Origin of the sequence: Stenotrophomonas sp. Iso1 (genome assembly GCF_027497995.1) — a bacterium.
Taxonomy (GTDB): Bacteria; Pseudomonadota; Gammaproteobacteria; order Xanthomonadales; family Xanthomonadaceae; genus Stenotrophomonas.
The window spans coordinates 844,506-866,206 of sequence record NZ_JAODBT010000002.1; the positions used below are offsets into that span (position 1 = coordinate 844,506).

Below are 21,701 nucleotides of genomic sequence, written 5' to 3' on the forward strand. Positions count from 1 at the left end.
CCTTACTGGGTGACAAAACTGGTGAACAGCAGGTCATCGGCCGACTTCTTGCCGGTCTCGGCTTTCATCAGCTTCTGCACCTCGGCCAATGCCGAGGCCTGCAGTGCTTCCTTGCCGGCGCGGTCGGCGATCTGCGCCGGCTCGACCTGCGAGAACAGCATCAGCAGCTTGGCGCGGATGGCCGGTGCGTGGGTCTGCATGGCCTGGAGCGCCAATGGGTCGCGGGTCATCAGCTGCACATCTACCTGCAGATAGCGTGGGCCATCGATGGGGCCGTTGAGGTTGACCACGAACGAGGGGTCCAGCGCGAAGTACTGCGCCGGTGCAGGCGTCGCAGCAGCAGGCTTTTTGGCTTTGGCGTCGCCTTGGCCCTGAGTGAAGTACCAGACCGCGCCACCGGCACCGCCGGCAGCGACCAGTGCGATCAGTGCGATTACCAACAGCGGACGCCGCGACTTACCCGTCGCCTCCTGGGTCGGTTCGGGTTTACGGGATTTGTCGGCGGCAACAGCCACGGTGTGCTCCTCAAGAATGCTGCCCGTTCACATGCAAGCAGCGTGCCGGAGGAGCAGAGGAGGGCGGTGGCGGAATGTTGACGGCGTGCTGATGGACCTCTGCAGAAGCAGTACCCCGGCACGCGCAGGAGCGGCCGAGACGACGCACGGAGGTTCCAGCGCGTCCGTTCACCCATGAACTGGCGATGGCGGCGCGCGCCGTTGGTCAGGCTTTACCCGCTTTGTGGGCGAAGCAACCGCATCCTGCGATAGCCGGTGTGCTGTTCAGGCGTAAGCATCCAACAACCCACGCATGCGCAAGGTTTGGCTGGTGGGTGCCGGCATATCGACGCCGGAATCCTGACCGTCGGTAAACGAGCCGCCGGCTGCCGCGTGGCCATCGCTTCCCTGCTGCTGCGAGGTCGGTTGCTGGCCGACGTCGGCTTGCGCCAGTTGCAGGCCTTGTTCGCCCAGCATTTCGCGCAGACGGGGCAGGCTGCTTTCCAGCGCATGGCGGACGTCGGCATGGGCGCTGGTGAAGCTGGCATGGACGCGGTCGCCGTCCAATTGCAGCTTCACTTCCACCAGGCCAAGGTCGTGCGGGGTAATGCGGATATGGGCGTGGCCGATCTTCTGGTCGGCCATCCAGCCGACGCGGGCACTGAAGGTTTCATCAAAGTCGCCGCTGTTGATGTCCGGCGTGGCGGTGGGTGCCTGCACGCTGCTGCCCGGCGCCGTGGGGCGCACATCGAGCAAGGCAGGGTTCTGCAGCAGCGCGTTGAACGTCGTGGGTACAGGGCTTTCTGCGCTATCGAGCGTGCTGCCGGCCATGTCATCCGCGCCTTGTGCGATGGCAGCAGTCAACGCGGCAGGGATTGGCTCAGCGCTTTCCGCCGCCGATGCCTGCGCCGCCGGGATTGCGAGCGTTGCAGGCAATGGCGTAGCGCCGGCCGGTAGCGCGGAATTGGCGCCTGGCCGGGCTTCGCCCTGAGCAACCGGTGACGTCACGGTCGGCGTCGGTGAAGGCTCGGGCGCCGGCATCAACATGGCCGACAGGCCGAGCGGCGGCCACGGTGCTTCGTCCGTTTGCTCGGCGGTGTTGCTGTTGGAATCCTCAGTGCTTGCGGGCGGCATGGATGCGGCGTCTTCGCCTTCGCTGTGGCTGGCTTCGTCGCTGGCTGAGGACGACTGGCTGGGTTTGGAGTCCTGGACTGCTGGCGACGTGGCCTCGCTCTTCTGCGTTGCCGGCTTCTCCTGCAGCAATGCGTCGAAGCCTGATTTTGATTTGCTGCCGGTGCTGCCGGTGCTGCCATTGGTGCGTGGCGGGCTGCCCGTTTCAACATTGCCACCAACAGACAGGCCCGAAGTCAGCACGTTCATGCGTCTTCTCCTTCCGCTGCGGCTTGCGCCAGACGCACGCGACGGGCGCCGATCTCATCCATCTCGCGCTGGTCGCGGCGATCTTCGGCTTTCTTTTCCTGCGCGCGATAGCTGGCCGCAAGCTGCTCCAGCACCTGCTTGTCGCGACTGGCCAGCAGCAGGCGGGCGCGCTCGGCATCCACGCGCTCGCGGTTGCTGTCCACGGTCTTGCTCTGAGCTTCCACGGCGTTATCCAGGCGATCCAGAAACGCGCGGCGGTTGAGCAACTGCGCGGCGCTGGTCGTCGACATCTGCGCGTTGGCATATTCCTCAGCGTACTGGCGCAGTTCGGACAAACGGGATTGATGGACGTCCAGCGCCTGCTGGCGCTCGGCCAGTTCCTTGGCAACTTCATCCTGACGGTCCTGCGCGTGGCGCAGCAGGGGATCCATGCGACGTGAGGGGCTCATGCGGCGCGCTCCTTATCTACCAACTGTTGCAATGCGTCGAGGCTGTGGCCGAGGTCGGCGGCGGCGTGCACGTCCTGACCGAGGAATTCCATGATTTCCGGCCAGCGATCCAGCGCTTCGTCGGTGACCGGATCGTTGCCGCGCTGATACGCGCCGATGGCGATCAGGTCGCGGTTGGCGGTGTAGGCAGATACCAGCCGCTTGAGCTTGCGGATACGCAAGCGCCATGCGTCGTCGGCGATGTCCTGCACCACACGGCTGACCGAGGACTCCACGTCGATGGCCGGGTACAAGCCGCTATCGGCGACACGGCGTGACAGCAGGATGTGACCATCAAGAATGGCGCGGGCAGCGTCGGCAATGGGGTCTTGGGGATCGTCGCCTTCGGTCAGCACGGTGTAGAACGCGGTGATCGAGCCGCGCCCTTTGGCGCCGTTGCCGGCGCGTTCCACCAGTGCGGGGAGCTTGGCGAACACGGAAGGCGGGTAACCGCGCGTGGTCGGCGGCTCGCCGACGGACAGGCCGATTTCACGCTGCGCCTGGGCAAAACGGGTCAGCGAATCCATCAGCAGCAGGACGTTCAAACCTTGGTCGCGGAACCACTCGGCGATGGCCGTGGCGCGGTAAGCACCATGCAGGCGTGCCAGTGGCGGGCGATCGGCGGGGCTGGCCACGACAACGGCGCGACGCAGGCCTTCTTCGCCCAGCGTGGTTTCGACGAAGTCACGGACTTCTCGGCCACGCTCGCCGATCAGGCCCACCACAATCACGTCGGCGGCGGTGTAGCGGGTCATCATGCCGAGCAGCGTCGATTTGCCGACGCCGGAACCGGCGAACAAGCCCACACGCTGGCCGCGGCCAATCGGCAGCAAGGCGTTGATGGCACGTACGCCCACATCCAGCGGCTGGATGATGGGTTCGCGGGCGAGCGGGTTGATCGACACGCCGGCCATGCTGACATTGCCTTCGGCGCGGATCGGACCCTTGCCGTCCAACGGCACACCGTCGCTGTCGATGACGCGGCCGAGCAGGCCTTCACCCACCTCCACGCCGCTGCGCCGGTACGACGGCACCACGCGTGCGTTGGGCAGCAGACCATGCAGTTCAGCGCTGGGCATCAAATAGGAACGGTCACCGGAGAAGCCGACCACTTCGGCATCCACCCAGCCGCCATCGATGATTTCCACTTTGCAGTTGGCGCCCATCGGCGCTTCACAGCCAACGGCCTCCAGCGTGAGGCCCACCGCGCGACGCAGAATGCCTTCGCGAACCAGACCATGGCCGCCCGTCGCATCCAGTGAAATGCCATCGAGTCGAGATGCCAGTCGCAGGTTGCGGGCGGCGGCCCATTCGGCGGGTGCAGGCGTGGGCGCGGCAGTCATGGGTTGGCTCCGGAACGACGCAGCACGGTGCTCAATGCGGCGCGTAGACGCGCGTCGAGCGTGCCATCGATGCGCACGGTCTCGGCGTGAACACGCAGGTCGCCGCGGCTCAGGCTGGTGTCGGCGGTAAGACGCTGGCCTTCCGGCAACGACAGCAGGCCGCTGAGCGCGGCGATATCGTCCGGGTGCAGTCGTACTTCAACCTCGCGGTTGGCGCCGCTGACGGTGTCCAAGGCTTCGTTGACCAGTTCGGACAACAACGAAGGATCGGCCTCGTAGGCGCGGCCGATCAATGAACCGGCAATGCGCACCGACAATTCGCCCAGCGCACCGACCACTTCATTCTCCAGACGCACCAGCGGCCGGCTGAAGTTGTCGAGAATGCCTTCAATCTGTGCGACCAGGCGGCGCACTTCAGCCTGACCCTGGGCGTAACCTTCCGTGTGGCCTTGCTGGAAGCCTTCTTCCTGCGCGGCATCGCGGATAGCCTGCACTTCCTCCAGTGTTGGCAACTGCACCGGTGGTGGAGCAGGTTCGGCGGTGATGGTTTCGATCAGGTCCGACGCGAACCCGGGTGCTGCTGTTTCAGCAGACACCGGCGTTGCGTTCAGGTCCGGCGCAAGCCAACGGACGGCATTGTTCACAGCATTGCCTCCGCGCTGCCGCCGAGGGTGACGGTACCTTCATCGGCCATGCGCTTGACGATGGCCAGAATCTCGCGCTGCGCACCTTCCACGTCGGACAGGCGCACGGGGCCACGGGCTTCCATGTCCTCAAGCAGAATTTCGGCGGCGCGCTGCGACATGTTGCGGGTGATCTTGTCGCGCACTTTGATATCGGCGCCACGCAACGCAAGGCCGAGGCGTTCGCCGCTGACTTCGCGCAACACCAGCTGCATTTCGCGGTCGTCCAGGTCCACCAGGTCGTCGAACACGAACATCAGGTCCTGGATGCGGTTGCCCAGCGGTGCGTCGATGCGCGCGATCTCGCTGAGGATGGTCTGGTCCTGACCGCCGTCCATGAAGTTGAGGATGTTGGCCGCGCACTGCACGCCGCCAATGTTGGACGATTTCAGATTCTGGTTGCCGGCGAACTGGCGCTCCATGATCTCGTTGAGTTCGTTCAACGCATTGGGCGGAATGCCGTCGAGCGTGGCGATGCGCAGCAACACGTCTACGCGGGTGCGGTCGGGCAGCAGCTTCAGTGCCTCGGCGGCCTGGTCGGTTTCCAGGTGGGCCATGACGATGGCAATGATCTGCGGGTGCTCGTTGCGGACCAGATCGGCCACCGCACGCGGGTCCATCCACTTCAACGCATCCAGCCCCGTCGTGTTGCGGCCGAGCAGGATGCGGTCGATCAGGTTGCTGGCTTTCTCGTTACCCAGCGCCTGCACCAGCATGTTGCGGATGTAGTCGTCCGAGCCGACGCTCAGCGAGGTTTTGTTGCCCAACTGCGAACCAAAGTCGTCCATCACCTGCTGCACCTGCTCGCGGGTGACATCGCTGAGCGTGGCCATGGCGATGCCGATTTTCTGTACCTCTTTGGGCTCCATGTGGCGCAGCACTTCAGCCGCATCGGTTTCGCCGAGCGACAACAACAACACGGCGGCGCGCTGCACGCCGGTCATGGGAACTACGTCAGTCATTTGCCACCCAGCCCTTCACTACTTGTGCGACACGCTTGGAATCCGTGCGCACTGCCTCGCGCGCCATACGTAGGCGTTCTTCATACGCATCGACCGGCAGGGCGAGCTTGGCGTCGTTGTCCAGACGCAGACGGTCAGCCGCCAGTTCGGGCATCTGCGCGCCATCGTCCAGCACCTGCACGTCGGCGCTGAGCGGGTCGTCGTTCTTGCCCGGCAGTGCCTTGGGTGGGCCGGAAATCTGGCGCAGCGCCGGGCGCAACACACCGAACAACAGGGCCAGTACCACGATGGCGCCGAGTACCAGGCGCAGTGCATCACGCAGCTGCGGGTTCTCCCACCAGTTGGGGGTTTCCACCGGGATGGTTTCACGCACGAACGGTGCGTTCATCACCGACACGGTGTCGCCACGCTCGGCACTGAAGCCCACGGCCTGCTTGACCAGCGCTTCGACGCGGGTGAGCTCGGCCGCGCTGAGCGGCTGATCGCTGACCTTGCCGTTGGCGCCGGCACGCGGCACGTGATCGACCAGTACCGCCACGGATACACGCTTGACCCGGCCTGCCGGCTGGCGGGTGTGCTGCAGGGTGCGGTCCAACTCGTAATTGCGGGTGGCGTTCTTGGAGGTTTCCGTCGGCGCCGCTGCCGTGGCCGGCGGAGGCGTTGCCGCTGCACCCGGTGGGGTATTGCTGGCAGCGCCGGGGATGCCCTGTGGGCCAGCGGTGCTGGTGGAGTTTTCGCTGATCTGCTCGCTGCGGATCTTCTGGGGCTCGGCGTTGTACAGCTCGCGCGCTTCTTCGGTGACGGAGAAGTCCATGTCCACGCTGACTTCCGGATTGACGCGGCCAGCGCCGGCCATCGGCTCCAGCAGTTCACGGATGCGTTGGTTGTACGAACCTTCCAGGCGGCGCACCTGATCAAACTGCGCAGCATTGAGTGCGGCATCGCTGTTGGGGTCGGCGATGGTCAGCATGCGGCCGCTCTGGTCGACCACGGTCACGCGCTCGGGGGCGAGATCCGGAATGCTCGACGCGACCATGTGCACGATGGCGTCCACCTGGTTGCGTTCCAGCTGTTGGCCCCCGCGCAGTTCCAGCACCACCGACGCGCTGGCGACATCGCGCTGACGGGTGAAGGCGCTGGGCTTGGGAATGGCCAGATGCACGCGGGCGTCACGCACCGGGCGCAGGGTGGAGATGGTGCGCACCAGTTCGGTTTCCAGCGCGTGCTGGTAGCGGGCGCTTTCAACGAACTGGCTGACGCCGAAGCCCGGGTCGCGCTCCATCATTTCAAAACCCAGACGGCCGCTCTCGGTCAGGCCGGAGCCTGCCAGCTTGAGGCGAGCGTCATGCACGTTCTTCTCCGGCACGCTGATGGCGCCGGTGGTGGCATTGAGTTCAAACGGAATCTGCGCGGCACGCAGCAGGTCGGTGGCCTCGGCGGTCGCCTTCTGATCCAGCCCGGTGTAGAGCGGCATCATCTGTGGCTTCTGCGCCCAGAAAAACACGAGCAACCCCGCTGCCACAGCCACGGTGATCATCGCCATCAATCCCAGGCGACGGGTGATCTGCAGGCTTTGCAGGCGGTCGAACCAGGCACCTGCCTGTTGGGTGTTCAACGAATCTTTTGGAAGCGCGAGGGCCATGCGTTTCTATCCTTACAGCGGCATGTTCATCACGTCCTGATAAGCCTGGACGAGACGGTTGCGGACTTCCACGGTGGCGCGGAACGCCAGCTGGGACTGTTGGGAAGCGACCATCACTTTGGCCAGATCAGCACCGGGTTCGCCGCGCTCGAAAGCGGCGGCCAACTGCCCGGATTTCTGCTGTGCCTCGTTCACCCCTTTGATGGCGCCCTGCAGGGTCTGGCTGAACGATGGCGCATTGACGTTCTGGCCTTCGCTCAGCCCTTGGATTGCATTGCTGCGCGGCATATCAGCAGGCGGTGCAACCTGAGCCACCTGGGTCTGCAGGGTTCGGATCTGGGAAAGAACAGAGGTGATGGAATGAGACATCGAAACGGATTCCGGAGAGAGAGCTTTCTGCCTTCACAGTTGCAAGTGGCGTGCCACGAATGTGAAGCCATTAATCCGGCACGGGGCAGGAATGCGACGTCTGCAATCGGGCGTGCTGTCGGGTTTCCGGCGTTACGGGGCGATCAGTGTTGGCACAGGGCAGGCCAGTGGTGATGCGGGAAGGGCGTCGCCGGTAGCAAAGGTGCCTGGATTCCATTGCCTTGATATGCAGTGCTGGGCTCAGCGGGGGCTTCCGGATAAAAGCCCGGCGCAACCTGGCGGGGCTCTAGAGGCTCGACAACCGCCTTGGCGGCGGTGCAGCCTCGGCTCATGCGCCTGCGTTGCTGTATTGCCGAGCCGTGCTCGGTGGTGTCTTGTGCGGTTACAACCCCGGCGCAGCGTGGCTACGCTCGACCGAACACTATCTGTAGTGGCGGTGGCACCGACGAGTACTTCATTTCGGCCTACGAGGTAGCAGGCCTGTAATGCAACGCGGTGCTCGGTTGAGCCCTCTCAGCCGGTAGCTTCTAGCTGATCGCGTTCGATGCCGTACTTGCGCAGCTTTTCCACCAGCGTGGTGCGGCGCAGGCCGAGCAGTTGGGCCGCATGTGCAACGACGCCCTGGGTGCGTTCCAGCGCTTCGTTGATCAGCGACAGTTCGATGCCGGCCATATGGTCGCGCAGGTCCATCCCCTCACTTGGCAGATGGGTTTGATCGTGCGCCGGCGTGGCATGCACACCATTGCTGATCGGCGTCGGGCTGCTGGCAACTGACACCGTTGTCGAGGTCGGCCGCAGTGGACGTTCGTCGTCGCCATGGGCAGCCTGCAGGGCCTGTTGATCACCGCGGTAGCGGCTGGGCAGATCCTGCACCCGCACCAGTCCATTGGGATGCAGCACGGCCAGGCGCTCGACCAGATTGGTCAGCTCGCGCACATTGCCCGGCCATGCATAGCCGGCTAATGCCTGAAGTGCTTCAAGGGTAAAACGCACTTCACCGCGGCCGGTGCGTGCCAGTTGCGTGGCAATGGTTTCCACCAGCGCGGGAATGTCCGTGGTGCGTTCGCGCAGGGCGGGCACGTCGATGGGGAACACGTTGAGGCGATAGAACAGATCCTCGCGGAATTTGCCTTCGGCGATGCGGCGCTCCAGGTCGCGATGGGTCGCGGCGATGACACGCACGTTGCAGCGGATGGTCTGGTTGCCGCCGACGCGCTCAAAGCTGCGCTCCTGCAGCACACGCAGCAACTTCACCTGCATCGGCAGGCTCATGTCGCCGATTTCATCCAGCAGCAATGTGCCGCCTTCGGCCATCTCAAAACGGCCCTTGCGTGCGCTCAGCGCGCCGGTGAATGCGCCTTTTTCGTGGCCGAACAATTCACTTTCCAGGAGATCCGGTGGGATCGCACCGCAGTTGATCGCAACAAACGCGCCGTCGCGGCGGGGCGAGCGCTGGTGGATGGCGCGCGACACCACTTCCTTGCCGGTGCCCGATTCGCCCAGCACCAGCACGGTGGTGTCGAAATTGGCGACTTGCTCGATCAGTTGGCGCAGGTCGGTGACGGCCGGACTGTGGCCGGTGGGGCCAGTGTCGTCGTTGGTGTTGGCCTGATGCTCGGCGTCGAGGCGGTTGAGGCTGGCACGGCGCAACAGTGCTTCCACCTGCGCATGACGCATGGGCTGCTCCAGCGGCCAGACGTTGGCCTCATGCAGGCCGTAGTGGCGAGAAAACGCCAGCGGATCACTTTCCGCCAGCAGAATCGGCGGCGGCAGCGATGCAGCCGCCAGCCAGTTGAAAAAGCCTGCCGCACGATCAGCGTCTTCCAGTGCGCCGACCACGATGGCCATCCAGTCGTTGGCGCGATGGCGGCGGGTGTCGATGTCCTGTGCTTCGCTGACCCAACGCGGGTTGAAATCCATGAATTCCAGCAGCGCGATGGTGCGCTCGGCCCGGACGGCATCGGCATCGATGACCAGAATGCGCGACTCACTCATGACTGGGATCCTTCAGTGTTTCCAGGATCGGCATGACTTCCTGGATATAAGACAGTTTGCTGACGAAGTTGTCGGCACCGGCGCGCAGTGCGTGCTCGCGGTGCTCGGAATCATCGAAATGGCTGGCGATGACGATATAGGGCGCGTCGTCCTGGCTCTTGATCAGGCGCGTGGCCTGCAGCCCGCCCATCTCGGGCATGGCCAGGTCCATCAACACCACCTGCGGGCGCATCGATTCAGAACGCTCAATCGCTTCCAGCCCGTTGGCGGCACTGCCGACAACCTCCAGCCAGTCGATCTTGCGGAAATGGCGCATGGCGGCGTTGATGAAACCTTCATGGTCGTCGACCAGCAATACGGTGAGCTTGCTCATGGGAATCCTTGGTTTCAGCCCACACGGGCCAGCGGTGGCTTGGCGTTGCAACGGCGACGTTCACGGGCCGGCGCGATATCAAGCTGTTCGCGATACTTTGCGACGGTGCGGCGGGCAATGTTCACCCCTTGGCGTGCGAGCAGTCCGGCGATGGCTTCGTCTGCCAAGGGGCGTGCAGCCGGCTCGGAGTCGATCAGGCGCTTGACCATGGCCTTGACGGCCTGCCCGGAGACGCTGGCGCCTTCCAGTCGTACCGCGAAGAAGTGCTTGAGCTCGAACGTGCCGCGTGGCGTTTGCAGGTACTTGCCCGAGGTGATGCGTGACACGGTGGACTCGTGCATGCCGATGGTGTCAGCCACTTCCTTCAGGGTCAGCGGTGCCATGGCTTCTTCACCATTGACCAGGAATGCAGCCTGACGCTCGATGATCACCCGCGCGGTACGCAGCAGCGTGTCGTAACGCATCGACAGCCCGCGCGTCAGCCAACGCGCTTCCTGCAACAGTTCGCGCAGCGGCTGTGCGGCTTCGCCTGCGCTGTCGGCCACCACGCGCTCGTAGCTGGCGTTGATGCCCAGTCGCGGTGTGGTCGCCGGGTTGAGCGCGATACGCCACTGGCCATCGGCGTGCCAGGCCACCACGTCCGGGATAACGGTCAACTCCGGTTGCGGCTGCAAAATTTCTGCCGGACGCGGCTGCAACGACAGCACCAGGCGGAATGCTTCACGCACATCGTCCAGCTCCGCGTCCAAGGCCTGCGCCAAGGCGGGGAGATCGTGATTGGCGAGTAGTTGGATGTCTGCATCCAACAGGCGTGCAGCGAGATGGCGCGCAGGGACGCGGCCTGGCAACGAGGTCAGCTGTGCCAACAGGCACTCCCGCAGATCGACCGCCGCCATACCGGCCGGCTCGCCATGCAGCAGGCGCTGGCGAACCATTTCGACATCAGCGCTAGTGCGGTCCAGTCGCGCACACGCCAATTGAGTAAGTGCAGGCAGTGATGCCTGCAGATAACCGGCATCGTCACACTGTTCCAGCCAGTACCGGGCGATGACGAGATCGGCTTGATCCAGTTCCAGTGCGAGCGTTTTGAGAATGCGCAGTTGCGGATCGCTGGATTCGCCAGCGGCAATGCGCGCCATATGGTCGTCATCGGCGCCGTTCCAACTGGAAGCGGGCACGTCCCACATGGTGCTTTCGGGAAGCTCGTCGAACGCAGCGGTTTCGACCTGCGCCTCATCGGCCGCAGTGGACGGGGCGGCGTCTTCGCGCTCTTCGCTCAACTCCAGCAGCGGGTTGTTTTCCAGCGCTTGCCGCACCTCCAGCTCCAGCTGCATGCCGTTGAGTTGAAGCAGGCGAATGGATTGGAGTAGGGCGGGGGTCAAATGCAGCTGTTGACCCAGTTGTGCGGACAGCGTGGTTTTCATGCGTATTTCCCGTTGCGCCGCTTCAACGGCACGTTGTGGAACGCATCTTGCGTGGCCGCTGTCAGGGCCGTAATAGGTGCCCGCCTGAGGGCTGTAGTTGCAGCACCCACATCATGTAGGGATTTCCCTTACATGGTGACGGTTATATGGCGCCTTAGTTGGCTGGAAATTATCCAAGTAGCTGATTTACAAGGATTGATGCTCAGTTGGCGTCGGAAACCCGTTTCTGTGACGTCCGGCAGGTTTGGCGGCGCCTGCGGGCTCAGGCCAAGTCTTTTTCGTGGCGTACGGCGAGCAGCAGCAGGTCATTTGCGCGGCGGCAGCCCAATACTTCCATCATCCGGGCGCGATGGGTTTCCACCGTCTTGACGCTGATGCCGAGTTCGGCCGCGATTTCCTTGGTGGTCTGACCATTGCCCAGATAGCGCAGGATCTGACGCTGACGCGGTGACAGTGCGGCAATGCCGGTAGGGCGAGCACGCGACAGCAGCGGGGCCAGCATCTTGGCGGAGATCTGTGGGCTCAGGAACACCTGTCCGGCATGTGCGGCCCGCAGCGCCAGTTCCAGTTCGGCCGTTGCCGCGTCCTTGACCAGGAAGCCGACCGCGCCGCGATCCAGTGCATCACGGACATGCGAGGCATCGTCATGCATGGACATGATTACCGCGCGTGCATGCGGAATGCGTTCGCGGATGTCGCTTAATGCGTCCAGTCCGCTGCGACCCGGCAGCGACAGATCCAGCAATATCAAGTCCGGCACATGAAACAACGCCATTTCCAATGCCTGCTCGGCATTGCTGGCTTCGGCGACGACTTCGATACCGTCGAACGACTGCAGCAACCGGCTCAACCCGGCCCGTACCAATGTGTGGTCGTCAACGATCAGAACGCGCACAGGAATGAGTTACTCAACGGAATGCAGCACCTTAACGGAGCAGGGGAGCAGGCGCCAGCAGGCCAGAAGTACCGGTTGTTTCAACGGTTGCGCCGACTGTCGGCAATTTGACGACGATGCAGGCGAAACAGGTGTCTTTCCAGTGCTGAACCGAGCGCATCGCTTGCATTCTGCAGCTGTAGCCACAGATGAAAGTGACCTGCTGTACCCGTCTCGGCCAGCACCACTACGGGCAGTTCGATAGTGTCGGGCAGCCAGTCCGCTGGTTGCAGTTTCACTAGGCCGTCGGTGCCGGGTGATACGCCTGTGGCGTGTTCAAGATCGATACGCAGACCGTGACGCGACCAGCGCACCGGGCGTGCCGGCAATGCGGCGCTGGATTGCTGCAGCAGACGCCCAAGCAGCACCAGGGTCAAATCCATGCGGGCTTCCAGGCGCTGCAGCTGCGCGCTGCTTTCGACGCGCTCCTCGCTGTCGTCGCTGCCACGCGAATCTTCCACCAGCGCAACGCTGCGCAGGAGCATTTCCGATGCTCCGGGGCGCTGCACGCTTGCACCGGCCTCAAACATCACCGGTAGCGTGACGTCACACGACAGGGTGTCGTCAAACAGTTCCACTTCGGCGGGATGCGAGAGGCTGGGGGTTGTCATGGCAATGCGCCGGCCTGTTGGTAGGCGTTGACCGCGCGGGTGGATTGCCGCTCCTGGCGCAAGTGGGCGGCAGCTTCATCGCGCAGCTCACGCATGCGCGCGATCAGTGCCTGCTGCTGTTTATGCAGCTGTTGCAGTGCCGGCATTTCCGTTTCCACGCCATTGGCCTGGACGTAAGCACGCAGGCGCTGGTCGTGATCGTTGACGATTTTCTCGGCCTGTGCGTGATCTTCGGCGTCAATGGCGTTTTTGAGCGATTCCAGATCGTCCTGCAGGGACTGCAGCACGGTGCTGTTGTCAGAAGGCATGTCAGGCTCCGTTGGCGACCGGGCGGCTGCGCTGTTCGAGCGGGATCGCGTTCCATGCCGATTCGATCTCGCCCAGCAGGGAAAGCGATTCCTGCAGTGCGTTGATGTCATTGTTGAGGTTGGCTTCGGTCAGGCGTTGCACGATGTAGTCGTAAAGTGCGGACAGGTTGCCGGCAACTTCGCCGCCGGCGCCGTGGTCAAGCGAGCCATTGAGGTGGCCGACGATGGCACAGGCTTCACCGATGGCTTTGCCTTTCAGGGCCTGGTCGCCCTGGGCCAGAAAGGCTTCGGCACGACGCATGCGCTCGTTGGCGCCTTCCAACAACAGAGAGACCAGTTTGTGCGGGTCGGCATCCACCACGCGGGTGGAGACGCCGATTTGGCGGTATTGCTCGGCGAAATTGCGGCTGGGGCCGTACATGTACTCAATCTCCTGGTGTTCGCGCAGTGAAGACGACTGCCGATACATCGTGTGTGTGGCTTGATCAGCTATCGGCCATCAGGGCCGCTGACTTGAGTGTATTTGAGGCCGTCAGCCGGACATCGCGGCGAACTGTTGCGAGAGATAGCTGCTGGTGCCCTGCATCTGCGACACCAGTTTGTCCATTGCCGTGAACTGGGCGGTATAGCGCGCCGATACCTTCTCCATGCGGAGGTCGAGGTCGTCGAGCTGCTTCTCCAGCTTCTTGATTTCCTTGTTGAGCGCATCGGTGCGCTGCACCAGCGTGCCGGTACCGGTGTCCAGGTTGCTCTTGAGGATGCTGTTCATGCCCTCGTAAAGACTGCCGCTTTTTCCGACCAACGCTTCGGCGGCCGCAGGGTTCTTGGCCATGGCTTTGTCGAAGGTGCTGGCGTCCAAAGACAAGGTGCCATCTTTGGTGATGGTCAGGCCAAGTTCCTTCAGGTCGATCACATTGGCGCTGAGCTGGCCACGCAGCTGCTGTTGCATGCCACGGATCATCGAATCGCCGGTCAGTACCGAGGCCTTGTCCTTCTCTGCGTCGTAAGCGCTGGACGTCTTGAGCAGGCTGGTGGCAGCGTTGTAGGCGGTGACAAAGGCCTGTACCGCGGTTTTCAACGGTTCGTTGTTCTGGGTGATGCTCAGGACGGTGGTGGTGCCTGCCTCGGCCTTGGTTAGATCCAGTGTCACGCCGGCGATGATGTCGCTGATGCTGTTGCTGCTGGATTCGCGGTCAAAACCGTCCACGCGAACATGCGCGTTGGTGGGCGCGCTGGTCTGGGTCAAGCCGCCGCTGGTGCCGTCCCAGGTCAGTGCGGACAGGCCGCCGTTTCCACCGCTGGCGGTAACCTTCAATGCGCCGTCGGTGCCTGAATTCACCGCATTGAGCACCAGGTGCTGGCCGTCGTTGGCGGTGATGACGGTGGCATTGACACCCTTGCCGCCTGCCGCGCTGTTGATGGCAGCGGCGATGCTGGCCAGGTTGCTGCCGGGAGCGATGTCGACCGAAATGGAGTCTTCTTCGCCCCAGGCAATGGAAAGCTTGCCGTCGCCAACCAGTGCTTCGGCATCGAACGCGCCGGAACTGAGCTTCTGCGGTTGCGCCAGACTGACGACTTCGATGTTGTAGCTGCCCGCAGCCGCCAAGGTTTTGCCGGTGGCAGGATCGGTGACGATGGTGGCGCTGAAACCACTCTTTTCCGGTACGGAGGTTTTATAGGCGCGCACATCGGCGGCCTTGCCCATCGCTTCCATTGCTGTCTGCAAGGTGCTGAGTGAGCTCTTGATGCTGCCCAGCGCCGACAACTTGGCGGTCGCGGTGGTTCCCTGGTTGTTGATGCGGTTGGCTGAAGGCGCGCGTTCAGCAGCGACCAATTGCGCAACGATGGTAGGGATGTCCAGGCCGGAGCCGATGGTGGACAGGGAAGACGTAGCCATTGGGTTTCCTCTTGCGGCAAGGGGATGACGTTGCAGCAGGCATCCCAGATATCGGCACCAGGGCGTATAGCTTTAGCCAGGTGATCGCGCAGGGAAATGCAAGTGGCGTGCCAGCAGGTAAGGGAGCGGATTGCCGGGAGCGATCATGGTTGCGGTGCTGGTGATGCAGCTGGAGCGGGCTTACCTGTAGTTGCCAGCAACGCGACGATCAGGACGTTTTCCGGCGTCGCGTCTGTGGACGCTCCTGCACAGGCACTCCCGTTCTTCCACAACAACAAGCCCCGCCTTTGAGGGGCGGGGCTTGTGTTGGCGATGACGCTTTCACGTCGCTGCCGGGTGCCGCTTACTGGATCAGCGCAGCAGGCTCAGCACGTTCTGGCTGGTCTGATTTGCCTGGGCCAGCATGGCGGTACCAGCCTGCTGCAGGATCTGCGTGCGGGTCAGCTCTGCCGTTTCCTTGGCGTAGTCGGTGTCACGAATACGGCTACGTGCCGAGGACATGTTTTCCGACGAGGTGTTCAGGTTGGCAACCACCGAGGTGAAGCGGTTCTGCACAGCACCCAGGTCGGCACGTGCCGAGTTGATGGTGTTCAGTGCCGCGTCCATTGCGTTCAGTGCGTTGTCGGCACCGCTCGTGGTGGAGATGTCCAGATCCTTGAAGCCGGTTGCTGCAACGCCGGCCGCCCAGTTGGTGGTGGTGTCAGCGGTCAGGCCGGTCTGCTCAGTCAGGGTGGTGCCACCCCCGCCAATGGTGAACTGGCCCGACGAAGAAGCCAGCTGCAGCTTGCCTGCGCTATCGAGCGAAGCGGAAACGCCAGTGTTGTAGCTCTGGTTGTTGATCGCCTTGACCAGATCGGTAGCGCGCTGTGCGCCACTGCCGGCTGCGCCGAAGTTGATGGTGGCGGTGCCCTTGGTGCCGGTCAGGGTGAAGTTGCCGGCGGTGAAGCTTGCCGGGGTGCCACCGGTCTCTGCTTGTGCCGTAACCGTTGCGGTCAGCCCGCCGGTGACGGAGATCGCGGAAGTGTTGGTGTTGCTCAAATCGACGTCGGTGCCACTGACGGTGGCGGTCAAGCCGGCAACACTGGAGCCAACGGCTGCCTGAACAGCGGTTGCGAGGCCTGCGGCCGTGGTGCGTGCTGCATCGGCTGCAACGGTGATTGTTTGGCTACCGATCTGGAAGCTCAGTGCGTCAGCGGCAGTCAGACCCGACAGGTCCAGGGTGCCGGAGCCTGCGGTAATGGTGCCGGCAACGTAGCCACCGTCTGCAGCAACGCCAGCGGCGGTAGCGGCGGTGTCGACCTTGTTCCAGTTACCCAGGTCCTTGATGTTGGCGTTGGCGATCTGGGCGATGTCGATGGTCTGGCCCTGGTCGGCGCCGATCTGGAACGACTGGCTCTGGAAGCCGCCGTCCAGCAGCTTGGTGCCGTTGAAGTTGGTGTCTTCGGCCACGCGCTGGATTTCGGCCTTCAGCAGCTGGACTTCAGCGTTCAGTGCTTCGCGGTCGGACGGCGAGTTGGTGGCGTTGCGGGCCTGCACCGACAGCTCACGGATACGCTGCAGGTTGTTGCCGATTTCAGTCAGCGCGCCTTCGGCGGTCTGCGCCAGCGAGATGCCGTCGTTGGCATTACGGGCAGCCTGATCCATGCCGCGAATCTGGGTGCTGAAGCGTTCGGAGATGGCCAGGCCAGCAGCGTCGTCTTTGGCGCTGTTGATGCGCAGGCCCGAGGACAGGCGCTGGATCGAGGTGGCCAGGCTGGAGCCGCTGGTACCCAGGTTGCGCTGGGCGTTGAGCGACATGATGTTGGTGTTGATGACTTGTGCCATGATTCGAGCTTCCTATGTGGCGTTTGGTCCGGCACATCACCTGGCCGGTACTGGGTGCAGTGGGGCGGGGGGTAGGAGCCGTAGCACCGCTGCTGATACCAATAACGGCAGGTTTTCGGGGAGCTTTAGGGCATTGCCTGAAAGTGATTTCAACGCCATGAAAACGCACAAGCCCCGGTTCCCCGGGGCTTGTGCGTTTCTGTCGTGCTGTAGCGCCGAGCCATGCTCGGCAGGAAGTCTTGGCAGGAAGGCTCCAGCCGAGCTTGGCTCCGCGCTACAGGTGCTATGTGCTTACTTGAGCAGGCTCAGTACGTTCTGCGGCGACTGGTTGGCCTGGGCCAGCATGGCGGTGCCGGCCTGCTGCAGGATCTGCGTGCGGGTCAGCTCTGCGGTTTCCTTGGCGTAGTCGGTGTCGCGAATACGGCTGCGAGCGGCAGACAGGTTTTCCGAGGAGGTATTGAGGTTGGCGATGGTCGACGTGAAGCGGTTCTGGATGGCACCCAGGTCCGCACGCGCCGAGTTGATCGACTCCAATGCCGAATCGATGGCGTTGAGCGTGTTGTCGGCAGCATTGGCCGAAAGCACGTCGATGTCCTCAAAGCCGGTTTCAGCGGTGCCTGCGACCCAATTGGTGGTCGTGGCAGCGGTCAGGCCAGTCTGTTCGGTCAGCGAAGCACTGCCTGCAATGGTGAACTGGCCCGATGCCGACGCCAGCATCAGGTTGCCACCGGCATCCAGCGATGCAGTCACGCCAGTGTTGTAGCTCTGGTTGTTGACGGCCTTGACCAGGTCAGCAGCACGCTGCGCGCCGCCGCCAGCCGCGGCGAAGTTGATGGTGGCGGTGCCCTTGGTGCCGGTCAGGGTGAAGTTGCCGGCGGAGAAGTTGGCCGGAACGATGCCGGTGGCAGCCGCAACGGTGACAGCGCCACCAAACTCTGCAGCATTGGGGCCGGTCGCCGCGATCGTCACGGTGTTTCCGCCGTTGGTGATCACGCCGGTGGTTGTATTCACCTGCAAGCCGGCTGCACCACCCACCGTGGCGTTGCCGTTGATCGCAGTGGCAATGTTGTTCAACAGCTTGGACTGCGCATCGGCGGCACTGGTGCCGGTGGTGACACCTGGGACGCTGACGGTCGTGCCATTGATGGTCAGGTCAAAGCCCTGATACGTCAGCGTGGGAGCGGTGCCGGTTGCAGCACCGAAGTCGGCGACATCAATCGTGCCTGCGGTGGCATTCGGCGTGCCGGCGTTTGCACCACCGGTTGCGGCAGCGCCTGCTGCGGTCGCTGGTGTATCCACGCGATTCCAGTTGCCCAATTCCTTGATGTTGGCGTTGGCAATCTGGGCGATGTTGATGACCTGGCCCTGGTCGGCGCCGACCTGGAAGGCCTGGTTCTGGAAGCTGCCATCCAGCAACGGGGTACCGTTGAAGTTGGTCTGCTCGGCCACGCGCTGGATCTCGGCCTTCAGCAGCTGCACTTCGGCATCCAGTGCGGTGCGGTCCGAGGGCGAGTTGGTAGCGTTGCGTGATTGCACCGCCAGCTCGCGGATACGCTGCAGGTTGTTGCTGATTTCACCCAGCGCGCCTTCGGCGGTCTGCGACAGCGAGATGCCGTCATTGGCATTCCGTGCGGCCTGATCCATGCCCCGGATCTGCGTGGTGAAACGCTCGGAAATTGCAAGGCCGGCGGCGTCGTCCTTGGCGCTGTTGATACGCAGGCCCGAGGACAGGCGCTGGATCGAAGTAGCCAGGCTGGAACCGCTGGTGTTCAAGTTGCGCTGAGCGTTCAGCGACATGATGTTGGTGTTGATGATCTGTGCCATGGGTACGTCTCCGTTGTGCTCGGTGCCTTGCGGTGTGGATTGGCAGGTGTGCTGCCGTGGATGTGGATCAGCGGATCATGTTGAACAGCGACATCGACTGCATCTGGCTGAAGATGGTCTGTGCCGCTTGCAGCGCCGCGCCTTCGAGCTGGTATTGCCCAATGGCTTCGGCGTAGTTGAGGTCACGCATCTGCGAGAGCGAGCTCTTGAGCGTGACGGTGTTGGCTTCGCGCAGCGAAGCAGCGTTATCGATTGCGATGAGCTGGGCGCCGCCTGCTGCCCGCGTATCGATCATGGTGTTGGAGGCCTGGCGAACATCGCGGATGCTGGCCTGCAGTGCGTTCTGCTGGGCTGCACGCGCGGCCGGGGTGGAAGTGTCCATCTGCAGCGTCTGCACCAGTTGATCGATGGTGCCGAACACGTCGCGTGCACCTGCGGTGCCGACGGTGAATTCGTCGCCGACGGCAGGTGCGCCGTCAATGCGCAGGCGCAGGCCCTCGAAGACGACGTCTTCGCCGCTGGTGTAGGTTCCAGTGCCAACGACGGCGTTGTTGGCGTCAACGACTTCATAGGTATCTGCCGCGGTGAAGCGCAGGGTGTAGCTGGAGCCGTCCCAGCCACCGGAGGCGTCGCGGCTGACATCAGTCAGCACCGCCTGGCCGGTGTTGGTGCCCGCAGCGCGCCCGTCCACGGTGCCATCGCCGGTGCGGATGCGCATGAAGATCTCGCTGCCTGGCAATGCGTCCTTGACGAACGTGCCAGGTGCAACTTCCACCTGACGTTGGGTCTGGTCGCCGCTGTAACTGACCACGCCATTGCTCAACGAAAATGGCGCGCTGGCGTCGGCTGCGCCGCCGAACAGGTAGCGGCCGGTGCCATCGGTGGTGTTGGCCAGTGCGAGCAGCGAATCCTTGATGGACTTCAGCTCGCTGGCCACGGTCTTGCGGTCTTCAACCGAAAGCGCCGGATTGTTGGCCTGGACGGTGAGGTCGGACACGCGCGTCAACATCTCGCCGGCTTGAGCGAGCACGTTTTCCTGCAGGCCAAGACGGTTCTGCACGGTGTTGGCGTTCTTGCCCAACTGCTCCAGTTCGGCCAGTACACGATCCATGCCCACGGCGGTGCCGGAAGCCACGGGATCGTCCTTTGCGGTGACGATTTTCTTGCCGGTGGCAAGTTGCTGCTCCAGATGCGAGAGCTTGCTTTGCTTGGACAGCATCAACGCCACGGACTGGTCGTACATCATGTTGCTGGAAATGCGGTTGTTCATCAGCCCACCGCCCTGAGGATTGTCTGGAACATGGTGTCGGCAGTGGAGATCAGCTGCGAGGCGGCCTGATAGGCCTGCTGCAGGCGAAGCATGTCCGCTGCCTCTTCGTCGAGATTGACGCCGGAGATTGAATCGCGCGTTGCCTTGGCGTTGTCATTGATCACTTGCTGCGCCTGCAGCGAGTAGTCCGCCGCGCGGGCGGCCGAACCGACCTGCGTGGTCAACCCGCCCAGCGCGCCGTTGAGTGTCACCGTGCCGTTGTTGAAGGCTTTTGCATCTTCCACACCGGCCAGTCGCGATGCGTTGCCGTTGTCGCTCGACCCGGCAGCCGTCTTGCCGACGGTGAAACTGTCGCCAGCAGCGGGTTTGCCATCGAGCACCATGCTCCAGCCATTGGCACTGATGGTTTGCCCGGGTGTGTAAGGGAACGGGCCAGCGCCATCAATGGTGTATTGGTCGGCGTCGATGAACGCGATGTTGGCCGGGTTCAACAGGGCAGGGTTGTTCGCATCAAGCACGTCAACCTTGCCGAGCACGCCTGTACCGGTGTTGCCGACGTTCGAGGACGCCTTCACCGGGTTGGCTGCGGCGATCCGCGACGGATCGGTGATGGCTACCGACAGACCACTGGTGGCGCCAGCTGTGGGTTGCAGCAGGAAGCGGTCATTGGCTGCGGGCGTACCGCCGACAACGAAACTCACGCCATTGACCATGAAGGGATCAGCAGCGGTGCCGGTGCCGGCCATCGGTACTGGGGCACCGGTATCGGCGCGGTTGGCTTCCCAACTGGTGCCGTTGAACTTCAGCAGCAAGTTCTGCCCATCGAGCGCTGCTGTGTCGCCGTAGCTCGCGGTGAGCGTGGCGCTGCCGGTATTGCCACTGTTGGCAGAGATTTTGGGCGGCGAGAGGTTGAAGAAGTCCGTCCCCATCTCGCCATACATGTCCATGCCTTCGGTGTGGGCCTGGTTGAACGACAGCGCCATGCCTACTGTGATGCGGCCAAGTTCGGCCTGTGCCGGCGTCAGCACCGTGTCGCGGAATTCCATCAGGCCGCCGATCTGGCCGCCCATGGCATTGCTGTCCAGCGTGACTGTCATGCCTTGTGTCTTGATCGCCAACTGCAGGCGCTCGGGGCGATAGGGATCGGTGGCGGTGGTGATCTGTGAGGCCGTGGTGCCAATTACCAAGGCGTGGCCACCAGCCGAGTAGACGTTCATCACCCCGCCGTCCTGAATCACTGCGGTGCCGCCAGTGAAGCCGACCAGTTGCGAGATCAATTGATCGCGGCGATCCAGTAGATCCGGCGCGGCCGCTGCAGCATTGCTGCCGATGGCGCCGTTGAGCTGGGCGATTTCCGTAGCCAGCCGGTTGACCTCGGTGGCGCCGGCGATCAGCCCGTTGTTGACCTCGCTGTTCAGCGAATCCAGGCTGGAATTAAGCTGCTTGAAGCGATTGACCAAGGTCGTCGCATTGTCGAGGACGTTGCGGCGATCGGCGGTAGCCGACGCATTGGACGACAGGCTGTTGATCGAATCAAAGAAGTTTGACCACACACCGGTAACGCCCGTGGCCGAATCGGAGAACAGCGCATCCACGCGATCCGCCATGCCGGACAGCTGCTGTAGCCGCGCCAGCTCACCATTGCTGTCGAGCAGACGCGAGATGGCCAACTGGTCGGCAACGCGACGGATGTCGGTGATCTTGGTGCCGTTGCCGACGTCGCCATAGCCGACATCGGTGGGATTGCGCGTGGCGAAATCTACCTTCTGTCGGCTGTAGCCGTCGGTCTTGATGTTGGCCACGTTGTGGCTGACGGTCGCCAATGCACGCTGGAAAGCGAGCAGGGCACTGGTACCGGTGGAAAGAACATTGGACATGGA

General features: G+C 63.2%; 21 protein-coding genes. 1 reads left to right on the forward strand and 20 read right to left on the reverse strand.

The window, feature by feature from the left end; translation table 11 throughout:
• Positions 1-2: 2 nt before the first annotated feature.
• From PAN08_RS12625 to fliE, 8 genes are all read right to left on the reverse strand, one after another.
• Positions 3-515: a flagellar basal body-associated FliL family protein gene (locus PAN08_RS12625; protein WP_269791827.1), complete on the reverse strand. Its 513-nt coding sequence runs from the start codon at positions 513-515 to the stop codon at positions 3-5.
• Between the two features lie 264 nt (positions 516-779).
• Positions 780-1,874, reverse strand: coding sequence for a flagellar hook-length control protein FliK (locus PAN08_RS12630; RefSeq protein ID WP_269791828.1), 1,095 nt, complete (start codon positions 1,872-1,874; stop codon positions 780-782).
• Positions 1,871-2,323 carry a flagellar export protein FliJ gene (gene fliJ, locus PAN08_RS12635; RefSeq protein WP_269791829.1) on the reverse strand — a complete coding sequence of 151 codons (453 nt, stop codon included), beginning with the start codon at positions 2,321-2,323 and terminating at the stop codon, positions 1,871-1,873. The genes PAN08_RS12630 and fliJ overlap by 4 nt, the downstream gene beginning before the upstream one ends.
• The gene (gene fliI / locus PAN08_RS12640) at positions 2,320-3,705 is read right to left on the reverse strand and encodes a flagellar protein export ATPase FliI (protein ID WP_269791830.1); all 1,386 of its coding nucleotides are present in this window, start codon (positions 3,703-3,705) and stop codon (positions 2,320-2,322) included. Before fliI ends, fliJ begins: the two co-directional genes overlap by 4 nt.
• Complete coding sequence (locus PAN08_RS12645) at positions 3,702-4,349, reverse strand: FliH/SctL family protein (protein ID WP_269791831.1); 648 nt, start codon at positions 4,347-4,349, stop codon at positions 3,702-3,704. Before PAN08_RS12645 ends, fliI begins: the two co-directional genes overlap by 4 nt.
• Positions 4,346-5,332 (reverse strand): flagellar motor switch protein FliG, encoded by a 987-nt coding sequence (gene fliG, locus PAN08_RS12650; RefSeq protein WP_269791924.1) that lies wholly within the window; start codon positions 5,330-5,332, stop codon positions 4,346-4,348. Before fliG ends, PAN08_RS12645 begins: the two co-directional genes overlap by 4 nt.
• Before the next feature lie 10 nt (positions 5,333-5,342).
• Positions 5,343-6,992 (reverse strand): flagellar basal-body MS-ring/collar protein FliF, encoded by a 1,650-nt coding sequence (gene fliF, locus PAN08_RS12655; RefSeq protein WP_269791832.1) that lies wholly within the window; start codon positions 6,990-6,992, stop codon positions 5,343-5,345.
• A gap of 12 nt (positions 6,993-7,004) precedes the next feature.
• Positions 7,005-7,361, reverse strand: coding sequence for a flagellar hook-basal body complex protein FliE (gene fliE, locus PAN08_RS12660; protein WP_269791833.1), 357 nt, complete (start codon positions 7,359-7,361; stop codon positions 7,005-7,007).
• 330 nt (positions 7,362-7,691) lie between these two features.
• Here fliE and PAN08_RS12665 point away from each other — a divergent pair, with 330 nt between their 5' ends.
• On the forward strand, positions 7,692-7,847 hold the full coding sequence (locus PAN08_RS12665; protein WP_269791834.1) for a hypothetical protein: 156 nt from the start codon (positions 7,692-7,694) through the stop codon (positions 7,845-7,847).
• A 27-nt stretch (positions 7,848-7,874) separates the two neighbouring features.
• On the opposite strand, the gene PAN08_RS12670 is transcribed toward PAN08_RS12665, so the two are convergent.
• The 12 genes from PAN08_RS12670 to flgK form a co-directional block, all read right to left on the reverse strand.
• Positions 7,875-9,356, reverse strand: coding sequence for a sigma-54 dependent transcriptional regulator (locus PAN08_RS12670; protein WP_269791835.1), 1,482 nt, complete (start codon positions 9,354-9,356; stop codon positions 7,875-7,877).
• Complete coding sequence (locus tag PAN08_RS12675; protein WP_269791836.1) at positions 9,349-9,729, reverse strand: response regulator transcription factor; 381 nt, start codon at positions 9,727-9,729, stop codon at positions 9,349-9,351. The genes PAN08_RS12670 and PAN08_RS12675 overlap by 8 nt, the downstream gene beginning before the upstream one ends.
• A 14-nt stretch (positions 9,730-9,743) precedes the next feature.
• Positions 9,744-11,153 (reverse strand): RNA polymerase factor sigma-54, encoded by a 1,410-nt coding sequence (gene rpoN, locus PAN08_RS12680; protein ID WP_269791837.1) that lies wholly within the window; start codon positions 11,151-11,153, stop codon positions 9,744-9,746.
• Positions 11,154-11,415: 262 nt separating this feature from the next.
• Positions 11,416-12,048, reverse strand: coding sequence for a response regulator transcription factor (locus PAN08_RS12685; RefSeq protein ID WP_269791838.1), 633 nt, complete (start codon positions 12,046-12,048; stop codon positions 11,416-11,418).
• Positions 12,049-12,128: 80 nt separating this feature from the next.
• A complete protein-coding gene (locus tag PAN08_RS12690; protein ID WP_269791839.1) occupies positions 12,129-12,698 on the reverse strand; it encodes a PilZ domain-containing protein in 570 nt (189 codons plus the stop codon).
• Complete coding sequence (locus PAN08_RS12695) at positions 12,695-13,006, reverse strand: hypothetical protein (protein ID WP_269791840.1); 312 nt, start codon at positions 13,004-13,006, stop codon at positions 12,695-12,697. Before PAN08_RS12695 ends, PAN08_RS12690 begins: the two co-directional genes overlap by 4 nt.
• Position 13,007: 1 nt before the next feature.
• Entirely contained in the window at positions 13,008-13,427 is a 420-nt protein-coding gene (fliS, locus tag PAN08_RS12700; protein ID WP_269791841.1) for a flagellar export chaperone FliS, read from the reverse strand.
• A 111-nt stretch (positions 13,428-13,538) separates the two neighbouring features.
• A complete protein-coding gene (fliD, locus tag PAN08_RS12705; RefSeq protein ID WP_269791842.1) occupies positions 13,539-14,903 on the reverse strand; it encodes a flagellar filament capping protein FliD in 1,365 nt (454 codons plus the stop codon).
• Between the two features lie 351 nt (positions 14,904-15,254).
• The gene (locus tag PAN08_RS12710; protein WP_269791843.1) at positions 15,255-16,727 is read right to left on the reverse strand and encodes a flagellin; all 1,473 of its coding nucleotides are present in this window, start codon (positions 16,725-16,727) and stop codon (positions 15,255-15,257) included.
• A gap of 291 nt (positions 16,728-17,018) precedes the next feature.
• Positions 17,019-18,551, reverse strand: a complete 1,533-nt coding sequence (locus PAN08_RS12715; protein WP_269791844.1) for a flagellin — start codon at positions 18,549-18,551, stop codon at positions 17,019-17,021.
• 67 nt (positions 18,552-18,618) lie between these two features.
• The gene (gene flgL, locus PAN08_RS12720) at positions 18,619-19,821 is read right to left on the reverse strand and encodes a flagellar hook-associated protein FlgL (RefSeq protein ID WP_269791845.1); all 1,203 of its coding nucleotides are present in this window, start codon (positions 19,819-19,821) and stop codon (positions 18,619-18,621) included.
• On the reverse strand, positions 19,821-21,698 hold the full coding sequence (gene flgK / locus PAN08_RS12725; RefSeq protein WP_269791846.1) for a flagellar hook-associated protein FlgK: 1,878 nt from the start codon (positions 21,696-21,698) through the stop codon (positions 19,821-19,823). The genes flgL and flgK overlap by 1 nt, the downstream gene beginning before the upstream one ends.
• Positions 21,699-21,701 lie beyond the last annotated feature (3 nt).